This window comes from Pseudoalteromonas luteoviolacea H33-S (assembly GCF_001625695.1).
Taxonomy (GTDB): domain Bacteria; phylum Pseudomonadota; class Gammaproteobacteria; order Enterobacterales; family Alteromonadaceae; genus Pseudoalteromonas; species Pseudoalteromonas luteoviolacea_B.
The window spans coordinates 1-18,012 of record NZ_AUXY01000085.1 but is presented as its reverse complement, the minus strand read 5'-3'; the positions used below and the strand labels follow the sequence as shown (position 1 = coordinate 18,012).

The 18,012-nt window shown below is 40.7% G+C and carries 17 protein-coding genes; 14 read left to right on the top strand and 3 right to left on the bottom strand.

Annotation, left to right across the window (positions count from 1 at the left end):
* Positions 1-91: 91 nt before the first annotated feature.
* The 6 genes from N477_RS16775 to N477_RS16750 all read left to right on the top strand — a co-directional run bounded on the left by N477_RS16775 (position 92) and on the right by N477_RS16750 (position 8,813).
* Positions 92-325: a hypothetical protein gene (locus N477_RS16775; protein WP_063362294.1), complete on the top strand. Its 234-nt coding sequence runs from the start codon at positions 92-94 to the stop codon at positions 323-325.
* A gap of 21 nt (positions 326-346) precedes the next feature.
* Complete coding sequence (locus N477_RS16770) at positions 347-1,465, top strand: pentapeptide repeat-containing protein (RefSeq protein ID WP_063362293.1); 1,119 nt, start codon at positions 347-349, stop codon at positions 1,463-1,465.
* 93 nt (positions 1,466-1,558) lie between these two features.
* Entirely contained in the window at positions 1,559-3,220 is a 1,662-nt protein-coding gene (locus tag N477_RS16765) for a pentapeptide repeat-containing protein (RefSeq protein ID WP_063362292.1), read from the top strand.
* Positions 3,221-3,446: 226 nt separating this feature from the next.
* On the top strand, positions 3,447-5,081 hold the full coding sequence (locus N477_RS16760; RefSeq protein WP_063362291.1) for a methyl-accepting chemotaxis protein: 1,635 nt from the start codon (positions 3,447-3,449) through the stop codon (positions 5,079-5,081).
* 224 nt (positions 5,082-5,305) lie between these two features.
* Positions 5,306-5,677: a DUF2237 family protein gene (locus N477_RS16755; protein ID WP_063362290.1), complete on the top strand. Its 372-nt coding sequence runs from the start codon at positions 5,306-5,308 to the stop codon at positions 5,675-5,677.
* 205 nt (positions 5,678-5,882) lie between these two features.
* Positions 5,883-8,813, top strand: a complete 2,931-nt coding sequence (locus tag N477_RS16750) for a M14 family metallopeptidase (protein ID WP_063362289.1) — start codon at positions 5,883-5,885, stop codon at positions 8,811-8,813.
* 58 nt (positions 8,814-8,871) lie between these two features.
* On the opposite strand, the gene hisC is transcribed toward N477_RS16750, so the two are convergent.
* Together hisC and N477_RS16740 are read right to left on the bottom strand one after the other, a co-directional pair.
* On the bottom strand, positions 8,872-9,969 hold the full coding sequence (gene hisC, locus N477_RS16745; protein ID WP_063362288.1) for a histidinol-phosphate transaminase: 1,098 nt from the start codon (positions 9,967-9,969) through the stop codon (positions 8,872-8,874).
* Between the two features lie 177 nt (positions 9,970-10,146).
* Complete coding sequence (locus N477_RS16740; RefSeq protein ID WP_063362287.1) at positions 10,147-10,743, bottom strand: CPBP family intramembrane glutamic endopeptidase; 597 nt, start codon at positions 10,741-10,743, stop codon at positions 10,147-10,149.
* 514 nt (positions 10,744-11,257) lie between these two features.
* Between N477_RS16740 and N477_RS16735 the strand changes: the two genes are divergently transcribed.
* From N477_RS16735 to N477_RS16700, 8 genes are all read left to right on the top strand, one after another.
* Positions 11,258-11,647: a MazG nucleotide pyrophosphohydrolase domain-containing protein gene (locus N477_RS16735; RefSeq protein WP_063362286.1), complete on the top strand. Its 390-nt coding sequence runs from the start codon at positions 11,258-11,260 to the stop codon at positions 11,645-11,647.
* Positions 11,648-11,660: 13 nt separating this feature from the next.
* Positions 11,661-12,110 (top strand): GNAT family N-acetyltransferase, encoded by a 450-nt coding sequence (locus N477_RS16730; RefSeq protein ID WP_063362285.1) that lies wholly within the window; start codon positions 11,661-11,663, stop codon positions 12,108-12,110.
* Positions 12,111-12,141: 31 nt separating this feature from the next.
* On the top strand, positions 12,142-12,486 hold the full coding sequence (locus tag N477_RS16725) for a VOC family protein (protein ID WP_063362284.1): 345 nt from the start codon (positions 12,142-12,144) through the stop codon (positions 12,484-12,486).
* A gap of 41 nt (positions 12,487-12,527) precedes the next feature.
* Positions 12,528-13,016 (top strand): hypothetical protein, encoded by a 489-nt coding sequence (locus N477_RS16720; protein ID WP_063362283.1) that lies wholly within the window; start codon positions 12,528-12,530, stop codon positions 13,014-13,016.
* A 55-nt stretch (positions 13,017-13,071) separates the two neighbouring features.
* Positions 13,072-13,524, top strand: coding sequence for a pyridoxamine 5'-phosphate oxidase family protein (locus N477_RS16715; RefSeq protein WP_063362282.1), 453 nt, complete (start codon positions 13,072-13,074; stop codon positions 13,522-13,524).
* 62 nt (positions 13,525-13,586) lie between these two features.
* A complete protein-coding gene (locus N477_RS16710) occupies positions 13,587-14,480 on the top strand; it encodes a PhzF family phenazine biosynthesis protein (protein ID WP_063362281.1) in 894 nt (297 codons plus the stop codon).
* A 68-nt stretch (positions 14,481-14,548) separates the two neighbouring features.
* A complete protein-coding gene (locus N477_RS16705) occupies positions 14,549-14,890 on the top strand; it encodes a hypothetical protein (protein ID WP_063362280.1) in 342 nt (113 codons plus the stop codon).
* A 622-nt stretch (positions 14,891-15,512) separates the two neighbouring features.
* Positions 15,513-17,081: a vanadium-dependent haloperoxidase gene (locus N477_RS16700; protein ID WP_063362279.1), complete on the top strand. Its 1,569-nt coding sequence runs from the start codon at positions 15,513-15,515 to the stop codon at positions 17,079-17,081.
* A gap of 182 nt (positions 17,082-17,263) precedes the next feature.
* Here N477_RS16700 and N477_RS16695 read toward each other — a convergent pair whose 3' ends face one another.
* The gene (locus tag N477_RS16695) at positions 17,264-17,941 is read right to left on the bottom strand and encodes a hypothetical protein (protein ID WP_063362278.1); all 678 of its coding nucleotides are present in this window, start codon (positions 17,939-17,941) and stop codon (positions 17,264-17,266) included.
* Between the last annotated feature and the right edge of the window lie 71 nt (positions 17,942-18,012).

Here is an 18,012-nt window from a genome sequence, read left to right as displayed (position 1 = left end):
CAAAGCCCCATATTGAATTGGGGCATTTCTATTTCATATCCCCTCTAAATCAGTATCATAGAATCCATATACCACTACGAGATATTTAAGTATGGAAAAGGAATTAGAAGTAGAGGCAACTACTGAGCCTGAGGAGCACCCGAAAAAGGTCGCAAAGTTAGATGGTGATGATGCACTCCTTTTATGGCTTAAAGGAAAAGATGTTTGGAATAAGTGGATGGAGCAGAACCCAAAAGCTGAAGTTAGTTTTGAAGGTGTTAAGTTTAATTACGCATGGCTAAAAAACCAGCTCGTTGACCAAGAACACATAAAAAGTCAGCTATAAGAGCTTGATAGCAAGAAACGAGTGAAATTTTTAGGCTATGTTTTCGGTGGGAAGACTAGCTTCAAAGGTGCGGAGTTTAGTTATGTAGCTGTTTTTGATCATGCTGAGTTTCGTGCCGAGGTGAATTTTTCCCATTCAAAGTTTCATAAATATGCACGGATGTCATACGTAAATTTTGAGAAAGATGCTTTCTTTAGGTACGTTGAATTTAGGAATAAATCTTTCTTCGAAGGAGCTAAATTTAAAGGTAATGCTCTTTTTCAGCATACTTGTTTTGATTGGCACTCAAGCTTTAGGAAGGCTAAGTTCTTAGAGCAGGCTTCTTTCTCTATGTCAGAGTTTAAAAGTGGTGCTGAATTTTCATTTACGACCTTTAAAAATGGGAGTTTTTTTTCTACCTTTATAGCGAAGGGAATAATGGGTTTTGAAAACGTTTGTTTTGAGTCCGTTTTTCGCTTCGAGCCCCGTGACATAGGAAGTTTCGTATTTCCCAATTTTCAAGGAGCAATATTTGAAAAACAGTTTTCAATATCAGGTAACTACAATTGCATACCTGATTTTAGGCAAACCAAAACCAACCACCATGTAGATCTAAGTAAATTAAATGTTCATCTGAGAAGGTCTATTACTGAATATGGAGCTCTCCGTGAAAAAGCTGTTGACTCAGATGACGCTGAACGCCTTTGTAGGTTAAAGGAAATAGCTGAGTCTAACAAAAATCATAAAAGAGCTTTAGCATTTCATGCTGATGAGCAAAGAGCTAGTAGGTGGGGAGCATTAAATCCGTGGCAATCAATGTTAGATATGCTTTACTCAGCAACAAGCAACTATGGACAAAGCATAGCAAGGCCAGTTTTTTATCTAGCTTTATCAATAATAATGTTCGCTACATACAGCCTTAAACAACCAGAAAACATACACAAAGAAGAAGGTCAGTTTAAAACTGCTATTACAGTATCAATAGCGACTGTAACTCCATTTATATCGATATCAAAAACAGAACGCGAGGCTGGCTTAGCGAAACTTTATGGAGATAGTCCTCCTGAAGACTACGGCCTATATAGCTATGCACACGCAGGTATCTCATTTGTTTTTATCTTCTTGATAGGCTTAGGTCTTCGAAATAGGTTTAGGGTTTAAACAAACAAAGCTCCATATTGAATTGGGGAGGTATTCAATAACCCATCTAAATCAGTATCATAGAATCCATATACCACTACGAGATATATAAGTATGGAAAAGGCATTTGAAATAGAAGGGATCATCAGCCAAGAAACGGAACAAGATGAGCAAATAATTCTTGAAGGTGATGAGGCTATTCTTCTCTGGCTTGAAGGAAAAGATGCCTGGAACAAGTGGATGGAAGAAAACCCAAAAGCAGAAGTAAGTTTTGAAGGGGTGGAGTTTAGCTATAAGGCATTAAAAGAGCACTTTCCTGACAACGAAAATATAACGAGCTTAATAGACTACAGCTTTTTTGGTCGTGAATATTTTAGTTTTGAGGGTTACCGATTCAATGGTTGCACGAGCTTTCGCAAAGCAACTTTCAGCGGCGAGGCGCGCTTTGATGAAGCAGTTTTCAGCGGCTCAGCAGACTTTAAAAATACAATCTTCAGAGGTGAAGCATCCTTTACCACTGCAAACTTTCATGATAAAGCGGACTTTGCCGAAGCGAACTTCAGCTACACCTACTTTAACAGCGCAACCTTCAGCGTCGAAGCGCAATTTTATAACGCAACCTTTGATGGTATGGCTTGCTTTCACGGAGCAATCTTCAGTGGCGAGGCCGGCTTCTTCAAAGCTAAATTTAGCCACGAAACGGACTTTAATAAAGCAACCTTTAGTCGTGAAGCGGACTTTTGCAGGGTAACCTTTAGCAAAAATGCAAACTTTCGCAACACGGCTTTTAGTATTGATGCTGACTTTGGCGAAGCAATCTTCGCTCATGAAGTATACTTTAATAGCGCTGCATTCAGCGGCGCGGCGCACTTTTATAGTGCGCAATTCAGGAGCTTGGCGAACTTTTACGATGCAACCTTCGTCGATGTGAACTTTCACAAAACAACCCTCAGCGGTGAAGCGTGCTTTGTTAATGCAGTCTTTAGCGGAGTACCAGTCTTTTCCGAAGCAGTCTTCAGTCGTAATGTAGATATTTCGGGCGCCTCCTTTGGTGATGTTGTGGAATTTAATGGAGCTGTGTTTGAATCCTCACTCACATTCATACCTGATGAAGCAGAGAATATCACATCACTTGACTTTAAAGGCTCTGTATTCGAAAAGCAGCTTATTATGTCTGGTAATTTCGGGTGCGTACCAGACTTAAGGCAAACAAAAGCTAATCTCCACGTAGATATGAGCCAATTAGGCGTTCATCTCAGGAGAACAAAAAATGAGCTTGGTGCATTGCGTGAAAAGGCAATAGACCCAGATGATGCTGAACGTCTTTGCAGATTAAAAGAAATAGCTGAATCAAATAAAAGCCAAAAAAGGGCTTTAGCATTTCATGCTGATGAGCAAAGAGCTAGCAGGTGGGGTATATTAAATCCATGGCAATCAATATTGGACTCTCTTTACTCGCTAACTAGTAACTATGGCCAAAGTGTATTAAGGCCATTTGTGTTTTTGATGATGAGTATTTTTGTATTTTCACACATCACTCTAAGCTATGCAGATTCTAAACAGGATGCTCAGTTTAAAACAGCGTTAGTCATATCTGTGGCCACTGTTACTCCTTTTATGGCTATCTCTAAAGATGCACGAAATAACAGTATTAAAAAGATATTTAGCGACGAAATACCAGAGAGCTACTATATCTATGGCTACTTACATTCTTTCTTCTCATTTATATTTATATTCCTTATAGGTCTAGGCCTAAGAAACCGATTTAGAATCTAATCAAACAAGCCCTGCAAATGCGGGGTTTTTATTTCCCCCATCCATAATAAAGACGGTGTCTAATTTGAAAAGCTCGAACAGCTAAGTGCATACGAGCTGCTAATGCATTCCGAATGTGTTTTGTGCTGTCGGCGTTAAAGAAAGCTTAGCTCAACACCAATTTCCCCTGAAAACTCGCTATTTCTAACTATATTTGTAATAAGTAACAAGCAAATAGTGAATTTAGATGAACTTCAAAAGCCTGCAAGTCAAATACTCATCATTGTTTTTTGCCATCTCTGTGTTTTTTATCGCAGTTGTATCTATCAATCTATTTCTTATATCTAAAACAGAAAAAAGCCTCAATGAAGTTGGTAACAAGTTTAACCCCGCAATATCTGCTGTTATCAATGCGGATAGAGATTTATACCAAGCGTTATCAGCAGAGCAGCACACCTTGTACAGCACCAACTTGGATAGCAGCTACAACAGCTTATATGCTGATTATCAAGAAAATGCCCAGCAAGCGCTTGATCGCATGAACAAATACCGTGAGTTAATGCAAGATTACCCCAGTGCGCTCTCACCGCTTCGGGGTTTTGATAACCAGTACAGGACTTGGCTCAGTGACTCTCAAAAGGTGTTTGATTTAATTCGCCAAGGTGATAAAAGCGCAGCCATAATCCAAAGTGAAGGGGTAGCAACACAAAGCTTTAACAGCCTTAGGGAGTATTTTAATTTGGCAGGTGAGGCCGCCGATAGGATAAGTGGCGAGGTGAGTAACCAATCTATCAGTGAAGTAAACAGCACTTTGACCGTGATTTGGGTGATCAGTGTCATAGTCGTTGCGATTATTATTGCCATTGGGGTGATAGCGCCTAAAAAAATGGCTAATGCGCTCAATGATTTGGCAAAGCAGCTAAAAGAGATGAGTCATGGTGACGGGGACTTAACCAAGCGCATTAACTCAGACCGCGATGATGAATTAGGCGATGTGGCTAATGAATTTGATAAGTTTGTTGCAGGTCTATCAGAGCTAATACGCACCATTGTTGATGAGTCTATGTCAGTTGTTAAAGGGGTGGAGTCTCTGGAGCGGGGTTCTAAAGATATTCACGATACGTGCTCTAATCAACTACAAGCCATTGAAGTGATTGTTACTGCTGTGAATGAAATGTCTTATGCAATTAAAGAGGTGGCAAAAAATGCCAGCCTGACTGCGCAAGATTTATCACATGTGAATGAGCTAACAGACGAAGGAACAAGCGTGACTAACCAGACGGTGAGTCAAATAACCCAGTTATCAGAGGTAGTTGCACATGCGTCAGACACAATCTCTAAAGTTGCCGAAGATTCAACAAATATAACGTCGGTTTTAGATGTTATACGCGGTATTGCAGAGCAAACCAATCTACTGGCGTTAAATGCGGCCATTGAGGCTGCAAGAGCGGGGGAACAGGGCCGAGGCTTTGCAGTGGTTGCTGATGAAGTACGCACGCTTGCCAGTAAAACACAGCAATCAACTGAAAATATTCAAGAAATGATCTCGAACTTACAACAGGGCGTCGAGCAGGCGGTATCGTCGATTGAAAAAGGCAATGAGTCAACGAGTTCAACGGTGGAGTGCTCTTCTCAGACTTTGGAGTCCTTGGATAAAATTGCCCAAGCATCAGCACGTGTATCGGATGTTGCAGTGCAAACAGCCACGGCAACAGAGCAGCAGAGTAAGGTAACAGAGGACATAAGTGGTAATCTGACGCAAATGTCAGAAGGCACACGCCATAACTTTGATACAGCTGTGGAAAACGAAGAGGTAGCTGATAAAACCATGGCCAGTGCTAAAAAGCTGCGCGAGGCAGTCGGCGGTTTTAAGTTGGGGTAGTGTGTTGCTTTAAACTTTTGAAGAGAGCGCATGCATAATAAATGCTTGTGCTCTCTTGCTCCATTCCTATCAAAACACTGCTCAATAACGACATTAGATTTAGCGTACTATTTATATTGAACAAAGCAGGTTTTAATCCCAGAAAAAGTAATCCCTATTTAGTTGTACCTCGTACCACCATTTATTTTTCATGATTGATCATCGAATTAAATGGAGTCGAAATAATGGTGCTAGAGAAAGCGAAAAATGTATTGGGTGGAGACCTTGAGGTATGCTGTATTGATCCGTTAACCGGATTTATGCGAGATGGGTTTTGTAATACGAATGACATGGACCATGGTACACATGTGGTGTGTGCAATCGTCACTGCAGAGTTTTTGGCATTTACCAAAGCAAGAGGCAATGATTTAAGTACGCCAGCGCCTCAGTATCAGTTTCCGGGTTTAAAGCCAGGTGACGGCTGGTGTTTATGTGCCCTTAGATGGAAAGAAGCGTATATAGCGGGGTTTGCACCACCAGTTAAGCTCAGTGCAACGCATGAAAAAGTCTTGGAGTATGTGGATTTAGACGTATTGAAAGAGTTTAGCGTTGACTAAATCCATCCACCGCAAATGATGGTTTGAACTGGTAGGTATGTACCAGTTCTTAAAACGCTTGCTATCAAGACCGAGTTTTGTCTTATATTTCTTCGCTTTATCGTCCACTGTTTGACCGCAAAAATAGCCAGTGATAGTGTCTAAAAAGCTGACAGTTTAAAAATAGGTCAGCCGCTTTTTTATTACAATAATAAGGAAATCAACAATGTATATGCGCAATTCATATAAGGCATTGTCTATTGCCATTGCAAGCACTTTGGCAATGAGTGCCATCGCAGCTGATGGCGTCACGCGCTTACCAACCGAGCTACAAGGGCTTAATTACAACAAACCCTTAGTTGAAGGCAAGTTGAGCTCGTCTATTCCCACACCCGAAAGTATATTAGGTTTCCCTGTTGGGCAACGGGCTGCAACACCGGCTCAAATTACAGAGGCACTGGCGGCATGGCAAAAAGTCAGTGACAGAATGCAAGTCGTTGAATATGCGCAATCTCATGAAGGGCGACCTTTACATTATGTGGTTATCTCGTCAGCAAAAAACTTGGCTAACACTGATCAAATCAAGTCAGACTTAGCGCGACTTGCAAACCCGGTCAATCTATCCAGCTCTGAAGAAAAGCGTATTATTGATCGTCTACCTGCGGTATCGTGGTTGGCTTATACCATTCATGGCAATGAGGCATCGGGCAGTGACGCGGCACTTGCCGCCATATATCAACTCATTGCATCGCAAGAGCAAGATATTGAAACGTTACTAGATAAAAGCGTGATCATTATTGACCCCTTGATGAACCCAGACGGTCGTGCACGCTTTACCAAGCAGCTTCAACAGCGTCGTGGCGTTGCCCCGAATGTTGACACGCAGTCCACATTACATACAGATGCATGGGCAACTGGCAGAAGCAATCACTACTTTTTTGATTTAAACCGTGACTTTACACTGGGTGTGCACCCAGAGACGCAGGGTATTGTTCGCTCTATCAATGAATGGAATCCGCAGTTAATGATAGATGCCCATGAAATGGGATCGATGGATTCATATTTATTTGGTTTGGCAAGAGAGCCGGTAAACAAAAATCTTTCATCACATATCAGAAAATGGGGCACAGTGTTTGAACAAGACCAAGCTGATGCGCTAGATAAAGAAAACTGGCCTTATTATATGGGTGAGTGGCTAGAAAACTTATATCCAGGCTATTCGAGTTATGCTGCTTTTAGAGGCACCATTCATATTCTTTACGAGCAAGCACGGATCAAAGAAGACGGCGTGATGCAGCCTAATGGTCGTATAGTGAGTTATGCAGAAGGGGTTGATAAGCAACTGGTTAGTAGCATTGCTAACATTAAAACCTTAGCAAAACACTCCAAAGATATTTATCGAGATTTTGTCAAAGACAAGCGTCAACTCATTTCAAAAGACAGCCCGTTTGCAGATCAAACTTTTGCTATTTTACCAACTAAAAACCATCAGCGTATGGCCAAGTTTGTCAATTTAATGCAGCTGCAAGGGTTTGAACTTCACCAAAGCACTAAGCCGATTAAAGTGAGCAAGGCTAAAAACCAGCTCGGTGAGCAAGTTAAAACAGAACTGCCAGTTGGCACGCTACTGATCCGTAATCGCCAATCGCAAGGTCGGTTGGTGTCAGCCATGCTGGAGTTTGACGCAAAAATTACAGATGAGGTATTAGTTGAAGAGCGTCAGCGCTTATTGCGAAATGGTTCAAGCTTGATGTATGACGCGACAGCGTGGAATATCTCCATGATGTACGGCCTTGAAGCACTGACTGTTAAAGAAGACATTAGCGAAGATATTCGCCCTTATGAAGCCCCTGAGCAGCGCCCGCCAATCATTAAAAAAGAGAACGCTTTGGCGTACGTCATTGACGGTCAAGATGATGCATCTGTTGGCTTTGCAGCACGGCTGATGGAGCGCGGCGTGACAACACGCATTATTGATAAAGAAACTGTGCTGGATGATGTGAATATCAGCCGTGGTTCCATTATTGTTTCGCGTTATGACAATGAGTTTTTCACAGGTGATTTAGATGCGGTAGTCGAAAAAACAGCCAAAGAAATGCATGTTACTGCGCACGCAGTTGCTGGTGGGCACGGAGAAGGTGATTTACCTGATTTTGGTGGCTCTCACTTTAAAGTATTGGCGCAACCGAGAATTGCGATTTTACATGGCAGCGGCGTAAGCTCACTGGACTTTGGTGCAATTTGGCACAGCATAGACAGCAACTTAGGTATTCGCCACTCACATATTGATAGTAATCACTTTAATTGGACAGATTTAAGGCGATACAACACGCTCGTTTTACCTTCAACTTGGCGCAGTAAATTAGGAAAGAGCGAATTATCTGCTATCAACAATTGGGTTGAGTCCGGCGGCACACTCATTGCGATTGATGGCTCTGTTCCTCAGTTGACCAACCCGAAAGCAAAGTTAAGCCAAGTGCGGGAGATAAAAGACGCATTTAAAGAGATTGAGCAATACGACATCGCATTGCAAAGAGAATGGTTGGCACAGCAAGACAGCTACCCAGAAATCAGCAATATTTGGCAGCATAACGCGGTAGATACAGTCAATTATCCTTGGGATGTTAAAGCAAAGCCGCTGTCGGAAAAGCAGCTGAAAAAGCAAGATGAGTGGCTTGCTCAATTTAGAACGTCTGGCGCGATTGTCGCTGCAAGAACGGATCAAAAACATTGGCTTACTTTTGGTGCGCCGCCTGTGATCCCTGTTTTAACAGCAAGAGATCCTATCTTGATGAGTAAAGGACGCGTTGAAACCGCGGTAAGGTTTGGTAGCTATCAAGAAATGGATGCCAGTGCGTGGAAAAAACACGTCAAAGAGGCAAAAGATAAACCCGTTTCGCGTAAAGTGGGCTGGGCGACGTTACCCCAAAAGCAAGAGCTGACACTACGTATGAGTGGCTTGTTATGGCCTGAGGCCAGTAAACGCCTTGCTAACTCAGCCTATTTGACTCGTGAGCGAAAAGGCAACGGGCAAATCATTTTATTCTCTGGTCAACCGGTATTTAGGGGCTCTACACTTGCCACTAATCGATTGCTGCTGAATGCCATTGTTTATGGCTCGGGACTTGGTGCGCACACGCCAATAACTAAGCTTTAAACGTACAGACTCAACCATGAAGGTGTTTGCCCCTTCATGGTTGTTTTTTGAGTATCAGCTATGGATTGAGTAGTGTTTTGAGCGCGCTGAGTAACTTGGTGTTTTCTTCGTTATTCCCAACAGAAATACGGATGAGATCTGGCCGCTTGTATACTTGCATTTGGCGCGTGATATAGCCCATCTCCAATAACTGTTGATACGTGTTACCTGCGTTTTCGCCAAATTCGACCAATACAAAATTTGAATGGCTAGGGTAGCACTTTAACCCAAGCTGATTGAGTCCGTCAGCCAGTGATTTACGGCCTTGTTTAACGCTGTTAATCACCATGTCACTGTATGCTTTGTCCTGCAATGAGGCAATGGCGGCAGCAATGCCTAAGTTTGATACTGGGAAAGGCTGTTGTCCTCGATTTAACCAGTCTATTATTTCCGAGTTAGCAAGTGCATAACCAATACGCAGCGCTGCCAAGCTATATGCTTTGGAAAATGTCCGCGTCACAATTAGGTTTGGGTGTTCTGTAAACGTTTGGCTTTTAATGGATAAGGGGGATGCATCAGTAAACTCTTCATATGCTTGATCAAGCACAACCAAAGTATGCTTTGGGACATTGCCAAGGATGTATTCTAACTCTTTTGCATCGAGCGCACTGCCGGAAAAATTACTTGGGTTGTCAATCATCAATAAGCTGGTGTTTTCGTCGCACTGAGCTAACAAATTGTGTGCGACATGGCCTAGGTTTTCGTCAGTGTGTGCAAGTTTTACGTCAATGCCTGATTTTTGTGCAAGTAGTGGGTATGCGAAGTAGCTACATGTTGTAAAAACAGCGTTGCTGCCTTTTCTGTTAAAAGCGTGAAAAATGATATCGAGAATATTGATTGAACCACACCCAAGTATCACGTTGCTTGTAGAAAGCTGAAATTGCTCGCCAATAACCAAACGAAGCTTTTGATAATCAGGGTAGCGATTACTAGCATGCATTGCCTCAGCGACTGCTTGCATTGCCAATTCTGAAGGCGGAAATGGGGATTCATTACTGGCAAACTTGTGTACTTGTTCAAGGCCATATTGTTCTTGTATCGCTTCGGTTGTTAAGCCAGCTTTGTAGGGTTGTAATTGACTAAATTGCTCAGAAAAGAGGGTACTGATACTTTGCATAAAAATTCCTTAAGTCCTTGGCATTTGTAATGATTAAGCATATGCAGCTGCCATCATAGCGGGAATTGAAAATCTAGGGTAGCGTGTTGGGTAGGTTATTATAAATTTAATGTTGAGCGCTGTGGAGCTAGATAGAGACTAGCTCCAACCAGATTATTTTGTATGTAGTTTCTCTCATTAATTTGTTTGCTGTAGAGGCGTTTTATGCAAAGAGCGAGTACGCTTTTTAAACTTGCTTTTAGGGATGTCGCGAAGGACATAATAACAATATGTGCCAATAATCAGCGTGGCAATACTGAGCAATATCGTAATGGTTGCGATATTGGGGTCGCTCTCTAAGCCAGAGATGATTGGAATGCAGCTTAAACTCACAAAATAAGAGGTGAAAATAAGGCAGTATACAATCAAGTTATGCAGCATATGGATAAAAATAGGGGCGGCAAGTGTTCGATACTTAAACCTAATTAGGCATAAAACAATACCCAAAATGAGACTGCCAATAAAATTATTATAGATAGAAGCAAATAAGAGCGAGCTTAAAGCAATGGCCCACAGCGGGGAAAGCTTTATATACAGCCTGTCTAGCAATACACCTCGATATACGACTTCTGCAAAAATAGGTACCACGATCACTAAGCTGACGAATAGTACACACATGTAGAAAATAAAATGATCGTCTTGCGGTGAGATGTTGGTATCTACCAAATTGTCGTTAACCAACTTAAAGTCGATGTGCGAATACAATTGCAAGATGTCTGCAGTGGCAAAATGCATACAGAGTAGCCCCAAGGCGAATACTATCATATAGGCGTACTCAGTTCTTGATGCTGTACTTGAAAAGGCTATGCGCCTTTGCTTAGGTGTAAGAAAACGCATAATTAGCGTGAGTATAAGCACACACGATGTTATATCGAGAAGCACTTTGGTATGGGCATTGGGTAGGGTCAAGAATGAATCGGACGTGTTTGAATAAACTAATAACGCTAATGGCAATGACATTAGAATCATTGACAGAAAATAGTAGGCAATAAGCCGAATGAGAGAAAAATGTGTAAACATAATTATAAATTCAGGTTTTTATGTCCTTATTTGTTTTAATTTTTTTGTATTTTACCTAAAATAGAAAAATTGCCAATATGTAAATAATGGCAAAGTTAGGTTAAATCAAATGGTCGGGTGGTATGTTTCTAAGCAATAAGCATAGGTATGGTCGTCCATTCAATGCCGATTTAGCTTTTAGTCGCCAAACATCATACGCTTAAAGTTCAAAGCCTGAGGTGAGATAAAGATGCCAGATTTAGAAAACTTACTAGCAATTGCACAGCGAAAGTTCATTTTTGACCAAACGAATAGCTGGTATTCAGGTTCAAATACGTATTTATCCGCCTTACAAGATGAAGTCGCTGAAGTACTGGTAGAAATTCCAAAAGAAAGAAAATGCCATTTAGAAGATGAATTAGGCGACATTCTTTGGAACTACTTAAACATCATCCTCGCCCTCGAAAAAGAGGCTGGGATAGATATGGACTCTATAGTTAAGCGTGCCGTGAATAAATATGAGCAACGAGTATCAGCGATTGAGCAAGGGGGTAGTTGGGCAGAAGTAAAAGAAAAACAAAAACGTGCACTTGAAAAAGAACAAAGTGAATGTGTAAAGCCTCGTCTTCTTCATAAATAGTAAGGTGTGTAAATTGGAGTATAAGGAAGTTAAAAGTAGTGATGTGCCTATTGAATTGCTGCTTGAAGCCGATCCGAGCAAAGACAACATATTGTCCTATTTACAAGATGCGTGGTGTTTTGTGGCCGTCGACGCGCAACAGATTGTTGGGGCATGTGTGGTTAGTGAAGTGAATTGCAGGCACACTGAAATTTATAATATGTCAGTAGTGCTCAATCGGCAGGGCAAGGGGCTTGGAACTCAATTATTAAGATATGTGATTGCTCAATTGAAGTCTAAAAAAATTGAACGTGTTGAGCTTGGTACAGGGACTTTTGGCTATCAACTCACCTATTATCAAAGATTGGGGTTTAGAGTTGATTGTGTAGTTAAAAACCATTTTTTACAAAATTACGCTAAGCCAATTTTTGAAAACGGTATACAGCATAAAGATATGTTGAGGCTTTATCTAAACTTAACTTAAATACTCAAGTAAAAATGCTTGGAGGAAGCTCATGAAAGTACATTACTTAGAAATCGTTTCTGAAGATGTTGATTCCGTGGTGAAAGTTTACGAAACAACATACCAAAAAACCTTCTCTGATCCAGAACCGCTGCTAGGTGGTGCAAAAACTTGCCAGCTTGATGACGGCAGTTTAGTGGGGGTACGAGCGCCACTTCGAGAGACTGAGTCTCCAATAATTCGCCCGTATTGGTTGGTGGACGACATTAATGAAGCGGTGAGTAAAGTGCAGGCGTTAGGGGCAAAAATTGCAATGCCACCGATGGAAATACCTGGTAAAGGTCAGTTTGCCATATACATTTTAGGTGCAAATGAGCACGGTTTATGGCAGCTTTAGATAAGTAAGTCTTCTAATAATAACAAGAATAGAGTAACAAAATGCTGAACATCACAAGACACAATAAGCTTTTACTTGTACTGGCATCATCTGTCATATTTGCGGTATTTATCATTGTGTGGGCAAAGCAAGACAACCCCGCATTTAGGCCACTTGTTCAAGATATGCGTTTGGTTGATACGGTACTGATTGCTGATGTACTTGACCAAGAGCGAATTGCATATTATGCCGACGTTAAAAATCATATCCTGTATGTTGACCAAGCAAACACTGAGCTGGCGCGTGTCTCATTGGCTCAAGCGGGCATAGTCATTAATTATCCAAAAATCACTCAGTACAGTGACTTAGATGAAGCTTATCAAGCCTTAATAGAACAAAAAACACGTGAACAAGCCAATGTAAATATATGGGAGCAACCTTGGTTTTTGAAAGTTGTAAGGCTTGCTATGGGCGCAGTGGTGATAATTGTATTGATTTTGAGTGTTGTTAGGCCTGCGGTACGTGCAATTATATTAGAGCAGGACAAGTAGTAAGATAAGTTTACGAGATTTGCTGTGTAACTCATTTTTATTTAAAGGAATGATCATGTTTACAGAAGAAGTTAAGTCATCAATTCACCAGAGCGTATTATGTTGGTTGGCAACTGTTGACAAAGACGGGGCTCCAAGTGTGTCTCCCAAAGAAGTGTTTGTTAGCTATAAAGACAATGAACTGCTCATAGCCAATATTGCATCAGCAAATAGTGTGCGCAATATAAAACATAACGATAATGTGTGCGTAAGCTGTGTGGATGTGTTTACGCAAAAGGGCTTTCAATTCTATGGTAAAGCAAACTATGTCGCTAAATCTGACAGCCATTTTCCTGTACTCTTTAAAGAAATAATGCCTATAACAGGGGATAAATATCCGGTTGCGGGCATTATTCATATTACGGTGAATAAGGTTAAGCCCATCGTAGCACCCAGCTACAAGCTGTTTCCTAGTATTACTGAAGCCGAGCAAATTGAAAGCGCAAAAGTCACATACGGTGTCAAATAATGAGTGTGCTCATTTTACAAAAACACATAAAATCAATGACATAAATCTTGGAGTGGTCTAGTTTGAAGCAAGTAGAGACGTTTTTGGTCAATTCATTTGTGTTAGAGGGGTCGGGTGGTAATCCCGCTGGCGTGGTATTGAATGCTGAGCATTTATCAGGTGCAGAAAAATTACAGATAGCCCAAGTTGTTGGCTTTTCAGAAACAGCTTTTGTTACCCGCGATAAAGAGGTGGATTTTGAACTGACGTTTTACACAACAACCGAAGAAGTCGATTTTTGCGGGCATGCGACATTGGCTGCATTTTCAGTGATGTTTGAGCAGGGCATGATTAGCGCTGGAAAATACGTACAAAGAACCAAGGCCGGTATACTCGAAGTGCATATTGCACCTAATGGACAAGTCGTCATGCAGCAGCGATTACCTGACTTTTTAGGCAGCTTTTCATACCAAGTAATTTCGCCCTTAATCGGTTTGGATGATGACGTGTTGGCATCTACAGACTTGCCCATCGAAGTTGTCACGACAGGGCTTGCAGATATGATAGTACCAGTACCAAGTGGTTATCTAGATAAAGTGAAGCTCAACGAAGATTTGATGAGTGAATTTTGCAAAAAACATAACTTGGTTGGCGCGCATGTATTTGAATTGAATGATTCAAGGTCTAATTACACTGCCAGTTGCAGAAATTTCGCGCCACTTTTTGGTATCCCTGAGGAGTCTGCAACAGGCAGCGCCAGTGGTGCCCTTGCGTGTTATTTAACTAAGCACATTAACTCTGACTCAAACACAACAATTGACTATCTATTTGAGCAAGGCCGTGCCATGGAATGCGCGTCTGAAATTTCAGCGACTATCAAATTAGACAACGGGCAGGTGAGTGAGGTCAAGGTCGGTGGCTATGCCAAGGTGTTTGATAATCAGGAAGTCGCATTAGAAACGCAGTTTAGTCCCTAGCTCGGTTCTTAATGCTTGCTTGTTTTCTGCATTATCCTTTTATCAGAACGATTTAATCGGTGCTCAATATGTTTGATATCATCGCTGTCTGTATTTTAGTGATACTCGCGGCTGTTATTGCTTTGAACTATTATTTTTGTAAGGTTTTTTATCGAGCTTGGTTAGAGCAGGAAAAAGCAAACTGGATTTCTTGGGGAAAGCCATCTTTTCAAGCGTTTTATGAGGCTCAACTTGACGATTTTTACCCAATGATTTTCGGTAAAGAGTGCGTCAAGCTAAAGAATAAGGCGTTAATTAAGGCAAGCTCAGATATTAAGTTCTCATGGTATGCAGCTTTGATTTTAATCGTTACAGGCTGTGGACTTGTTGGTTTTGAAGCTAATTTAACTGCTCGTCGGGCGATTGATTAAATAAAGTCACCCCAGACCTAAATCTGTATAAAATTGTGATATTTCGATAATCGCTAACCTCATTTTTTACTCTCGACACTAATCAATCACCTCAATAGAAACTCCAAATCTGTAAATGCGAATTGAACTTTGGAACCTTATGTCTATGTTGCTTTCCATTTATCCATAACGATAAACCTAGGCTTCCATCTGTATTCTAGCCATTTGCTAAATTACTTGTCATTTCAAGGTATTTCCTTCGATTTATTCGATGACTTTAGATTACCGTCGACTGGCAGGTGCGTTCTTTTCACTGAGTAACCATGAGTTGAGTCTTTTATTAAACATTTGTTTCGTCGAGTGCTGTGATTTTAGGCTCACAGGTTATGAATTAATTTTTACGGTAATTACGTTGTGAGTTGTTTTCTCTCATAAGAGTAGGTGCCATAGCTTAGAGGGTACGCTGCTTTTAATAGAGTTTTTTTTGATTTAAGTTGTATCGGAATATGTTTGAAAGCAGGCATTAGTTTAGAAAATTCTGAGCGGGTACTTTTGTGAAACAAGCAGTTTATAACCAGTGAAGTCAAAGCAAGCAGTATTGCTTTGCTCTTTGCATATACACCAACAAAAGGAACTTTTAAAAATGAATAAATATCTTTCGAAGATAAGTTTACTTCATCAAATACGAAAATTGATGAAGCTGCGCAATATCAGCGTGTTTTTACTCTCACTCATTTGTGTTACACATGTACAAGCAAATCATCTTGATGAGTTTGACTTTGATAAAGACAATGGCGCTTTGGATGTCGTTGGTTGGGGCAGTCTTGATGAATTAAAAGAGCATGTATCGGCAAATTACGGTGATGCCTCTTTGCTCTTTCGCTTTGGCGTCTTAATTACGAATGCGTGGTATGACGCAAGCGCCCCTTATCACCCAACAGCGGTCGGTGTGTATTCCCATTTAGGACGCAGGCCAGCAGAAGAGGCAACCAACCGAAATATTAATACCGCGGTTATTTATGCCTCTTATCGAGTTTTAAATAGCTTTATGCCAACTTATAAAGCGTCTTGGCGTAAAATGTTATTGGACATTGGGCTGGATCCCGACAACAACAGTACTGACTTAAATACCCCGATAGGGATAGGTAATGCGGCAGGTTTTGCGGTTGTAGCTGGGAGACAGTTTGACGGTATGAACCAAGAGGGTGATACAAATAAACAGTATAATCCGATGCCATACGCCGATTATACTCAATATAAGCCGCTTAATACTGCATATAAATTGAAAAGTCCTTCGCATTGGCAGCCAGATATGCAACGTAAAGGGCTAGGTTTATATAAAATTCAGCAGTTTGTCACACCACAGTTTGCGCTTGCAGAACCTTATTCATATGATGATCCAAATGATTTTGAAGTACCTCCGCCTTACAACAGTAATTTCAAAAATAAGCGTGCATACCGTAAACAAGCCAAAGAAGTATTGGCCGCCTCTGCGAATTTAACGGATGAGCAAAAAATTAAAGCTGAGTTGTTTGATGATAAATTCCGTTCTTTATCATATTCACTTTCGAGCAATATTGGACCGAGAAATCTATCCTTACTTGAATTCATCCAAATCGGTTTTATGACAAATTTAGCGGCATTTGATGCAGGTATTTTTGTTTGGCAAGAAAAGTATCGTTTTGATGCTGTTAGGCCATTTAGTGCGATTAGAAAGCTATACAAAGACGAATCTGTGCAAGCCTGGGGTGGTCCAGGAAAGGGCACTGTCAGTATGCAAGGTGAAGAATGGCATAGCTATTTGGAAGAAGCAGACCATCCAGAATACCCTTCAGCGACAGCATGTTTTTGTAATGCCCATGCGCAATCTTTAAGAAAACATTTTGGTGATGACAATATGGTTTATTACCTGCCAATTCCTGCTGGTTCATCAAGAGTAGAACCTGGCGTCACACCTAAAAATGACATTGTAATCTCTTATAATAATTGGACTGATTTTGCAAAAGAGTGCGGTCAGAGCCGTGTTTGGGGTGGCGTGCATTTTCAGGCTGCAGTAGATCAAAGTGCTGAAGTATGTCCAGTATTTGGTGATCTTGCTTATGAATACGTGAGCTCTTTGGTTGATGGTAGTGCAAAGCTTAGAGCGCCAAGCCAAGGACGACCATTAAGTGAATTACCAGAGCGTTTCAGTTTTGAAAATGATGATGATTGATATGTAAATCTTTTCAATTTTATCTAATATCAATTGATTCTCTCAGAGACATGATTGTTTGGATCGTGTCTCTTTAATTTATTTCCCTATACTTTTGTCCTTAAAGTCACTTCGTCTCTAATGTTAAGTTGATAGATATATTGCTTTATTTTTATTGAGAGTAAGGTAGGTTGTTCGCATGATTAACACATTGCCAAATAGGCACTTTTTACTTCGAAAGAGTCTTCATTTATTAATGTGTAGATTGTTAGGTGAGTGCATGTGTCGTTTCCGATATTGATCTTGTAATAATAATTAGTTATGTCTCGTTCCACACCAATTGATATTATTGGATGTTTCTTAAAGCTGAGAATTTTCTCTTTTTTTAAATTGGTTTCAACATTACTTTTGGTCGTTGCATTTAATAGTGAGTCTAAATTAGACAATATCTTATATAATGTAGGGTCAACGATTGGAGAAGATAAAAATGGCACGTCACTCCATTTCTTTTGTGAGCAATTTTTTTCACTTTCTAACCACACTAATTCACCAATATACTCACTGTTTGCAACGGGCTCGATATAAGTAATATCTGTAGGGGATGTTCCTGAAAAGGTAGCACCTACAGATCTTGACCTATAAATATTATAAGAGGACTTTATCGGCTCAAATAAAGCGCGAACTTGGCTTAGCCACTGAGTTGCTCTTAGTGATTGGAACTTAGCGCCATCAATAATATATGGCTTTTGAAAAGAGTTGAAGTATGCCTCAAGCAATTTTGCTTTGTCGGTTTCAGTTAATTGGGTGCTTTTTGCATATGAACTGAAAGAAACAATACTAAGTATTAAAAGTAGAGTCTTTATCATAAGTTTTGCAATCATTCATATCTTTAATGGCCTTGTTGATCAAATAGGCCTTTACTGAGGCCTTATTATTTTTACCTATATTCAGG

Excerpts from the sequence above, each read along its gene's own strand:
- N477_RS16775 (WP_063362294.1), top strand. The coding sequence starts at position 92 with ATGGAAAAGGAATTAGAAGTAGAGGCAACTACTGAGCCTGAGGAGCAC.
- N477_RS16765 (WP_063362292.1), top strand. The coding sequence starts at position 1,559 with ATGGAAAAGGCATTTGAAATAGAAGGGATCATCAGCCAAGAAACGGAA.
- N477_RS16760 (WP_063362291.1), top strand. The coding sequence starts at position 3,447 with ATGAACTTCAAAAGCCTGCAAGTCAAATACTCATCATTGTTTTTTGCC.
- N477_RS16755 (WP_063362290.1), top strand. The coding sequence starts at position 5,306 with ATGGTGCTAGAGAAAGCGAAAAATGTATTGGGTGGAGACCTTGAGGTA.
- N477_RS16750 (WP_063362289.1), top strand. The coding sequence starts at position 5,883 with ATGTATATGCGCAATTCATATAAGGCATTGTCTATTGCCATTGCAAGC.
- hisC (WP_063362288.1), bottom strand. The coding sequence starts at position 9,969 with ATGCAAAGTATCAGTACCCTCTTTTCTGAGCAATTTAGTCAATTACAA.
- N477_RS16740 (WP_063362287.1), bottom strand. The coding sequence starts at position 10,743 with ATGCATTTTGCCACTGCAGACATCTTGCAATTGTATTCGCACATCGAC.
- N477_RS16735 (WP_063362286.1), top strand. The coding sequence starts at position 11,258 with ATGCCAGATTTAGAAAACTTACTAGCAATTGCACAGCGAAAGTTCATT.
- N477_RS16725 (WP_063362284.1), top strand. The coding sequence starts at position 12,142 with ATGAAAGTACATTACTTAGAAATCGTTTCTGAAGATGTTGATTCCGTG.
- N477_RS16720 (WP_063362283.1), top strand. The coding sequence starts at position 12,528 with ATGCTGAACATCACAAGACACAATAAGCTTTTACTTGTACTGGCATCA.
- N477_RS16715 (WP_063362282.1), top strand. The coding sequence starts at position 13,072 with ATGTTTACAGAAGAAGTTAAGTCATCAATTCACCAGAGCGTATTATGT.
- N477_RS16705 (WP_063362280.1), top strand. The coding sequence starts at position 14,549 with ATGTTTGATATCATCGCTGTCTGTATTTTAGTGATACTCGCGGCTGTT.
- N477_RS16700 (WP_063362279.1), top strand. The coding sequence starts at position 15,513 with ATGAATAAATATCTTTCGAAGATAAGTTTACTTCATCAAATACGAAAA.
- N477_RS16695 (WP_063362278.1), bottom strand. The coding sequence starts at position 17,941 with ATGATTGCAAAACTTATGATAAAGACTCTACTTTTAATACTTAGTATT.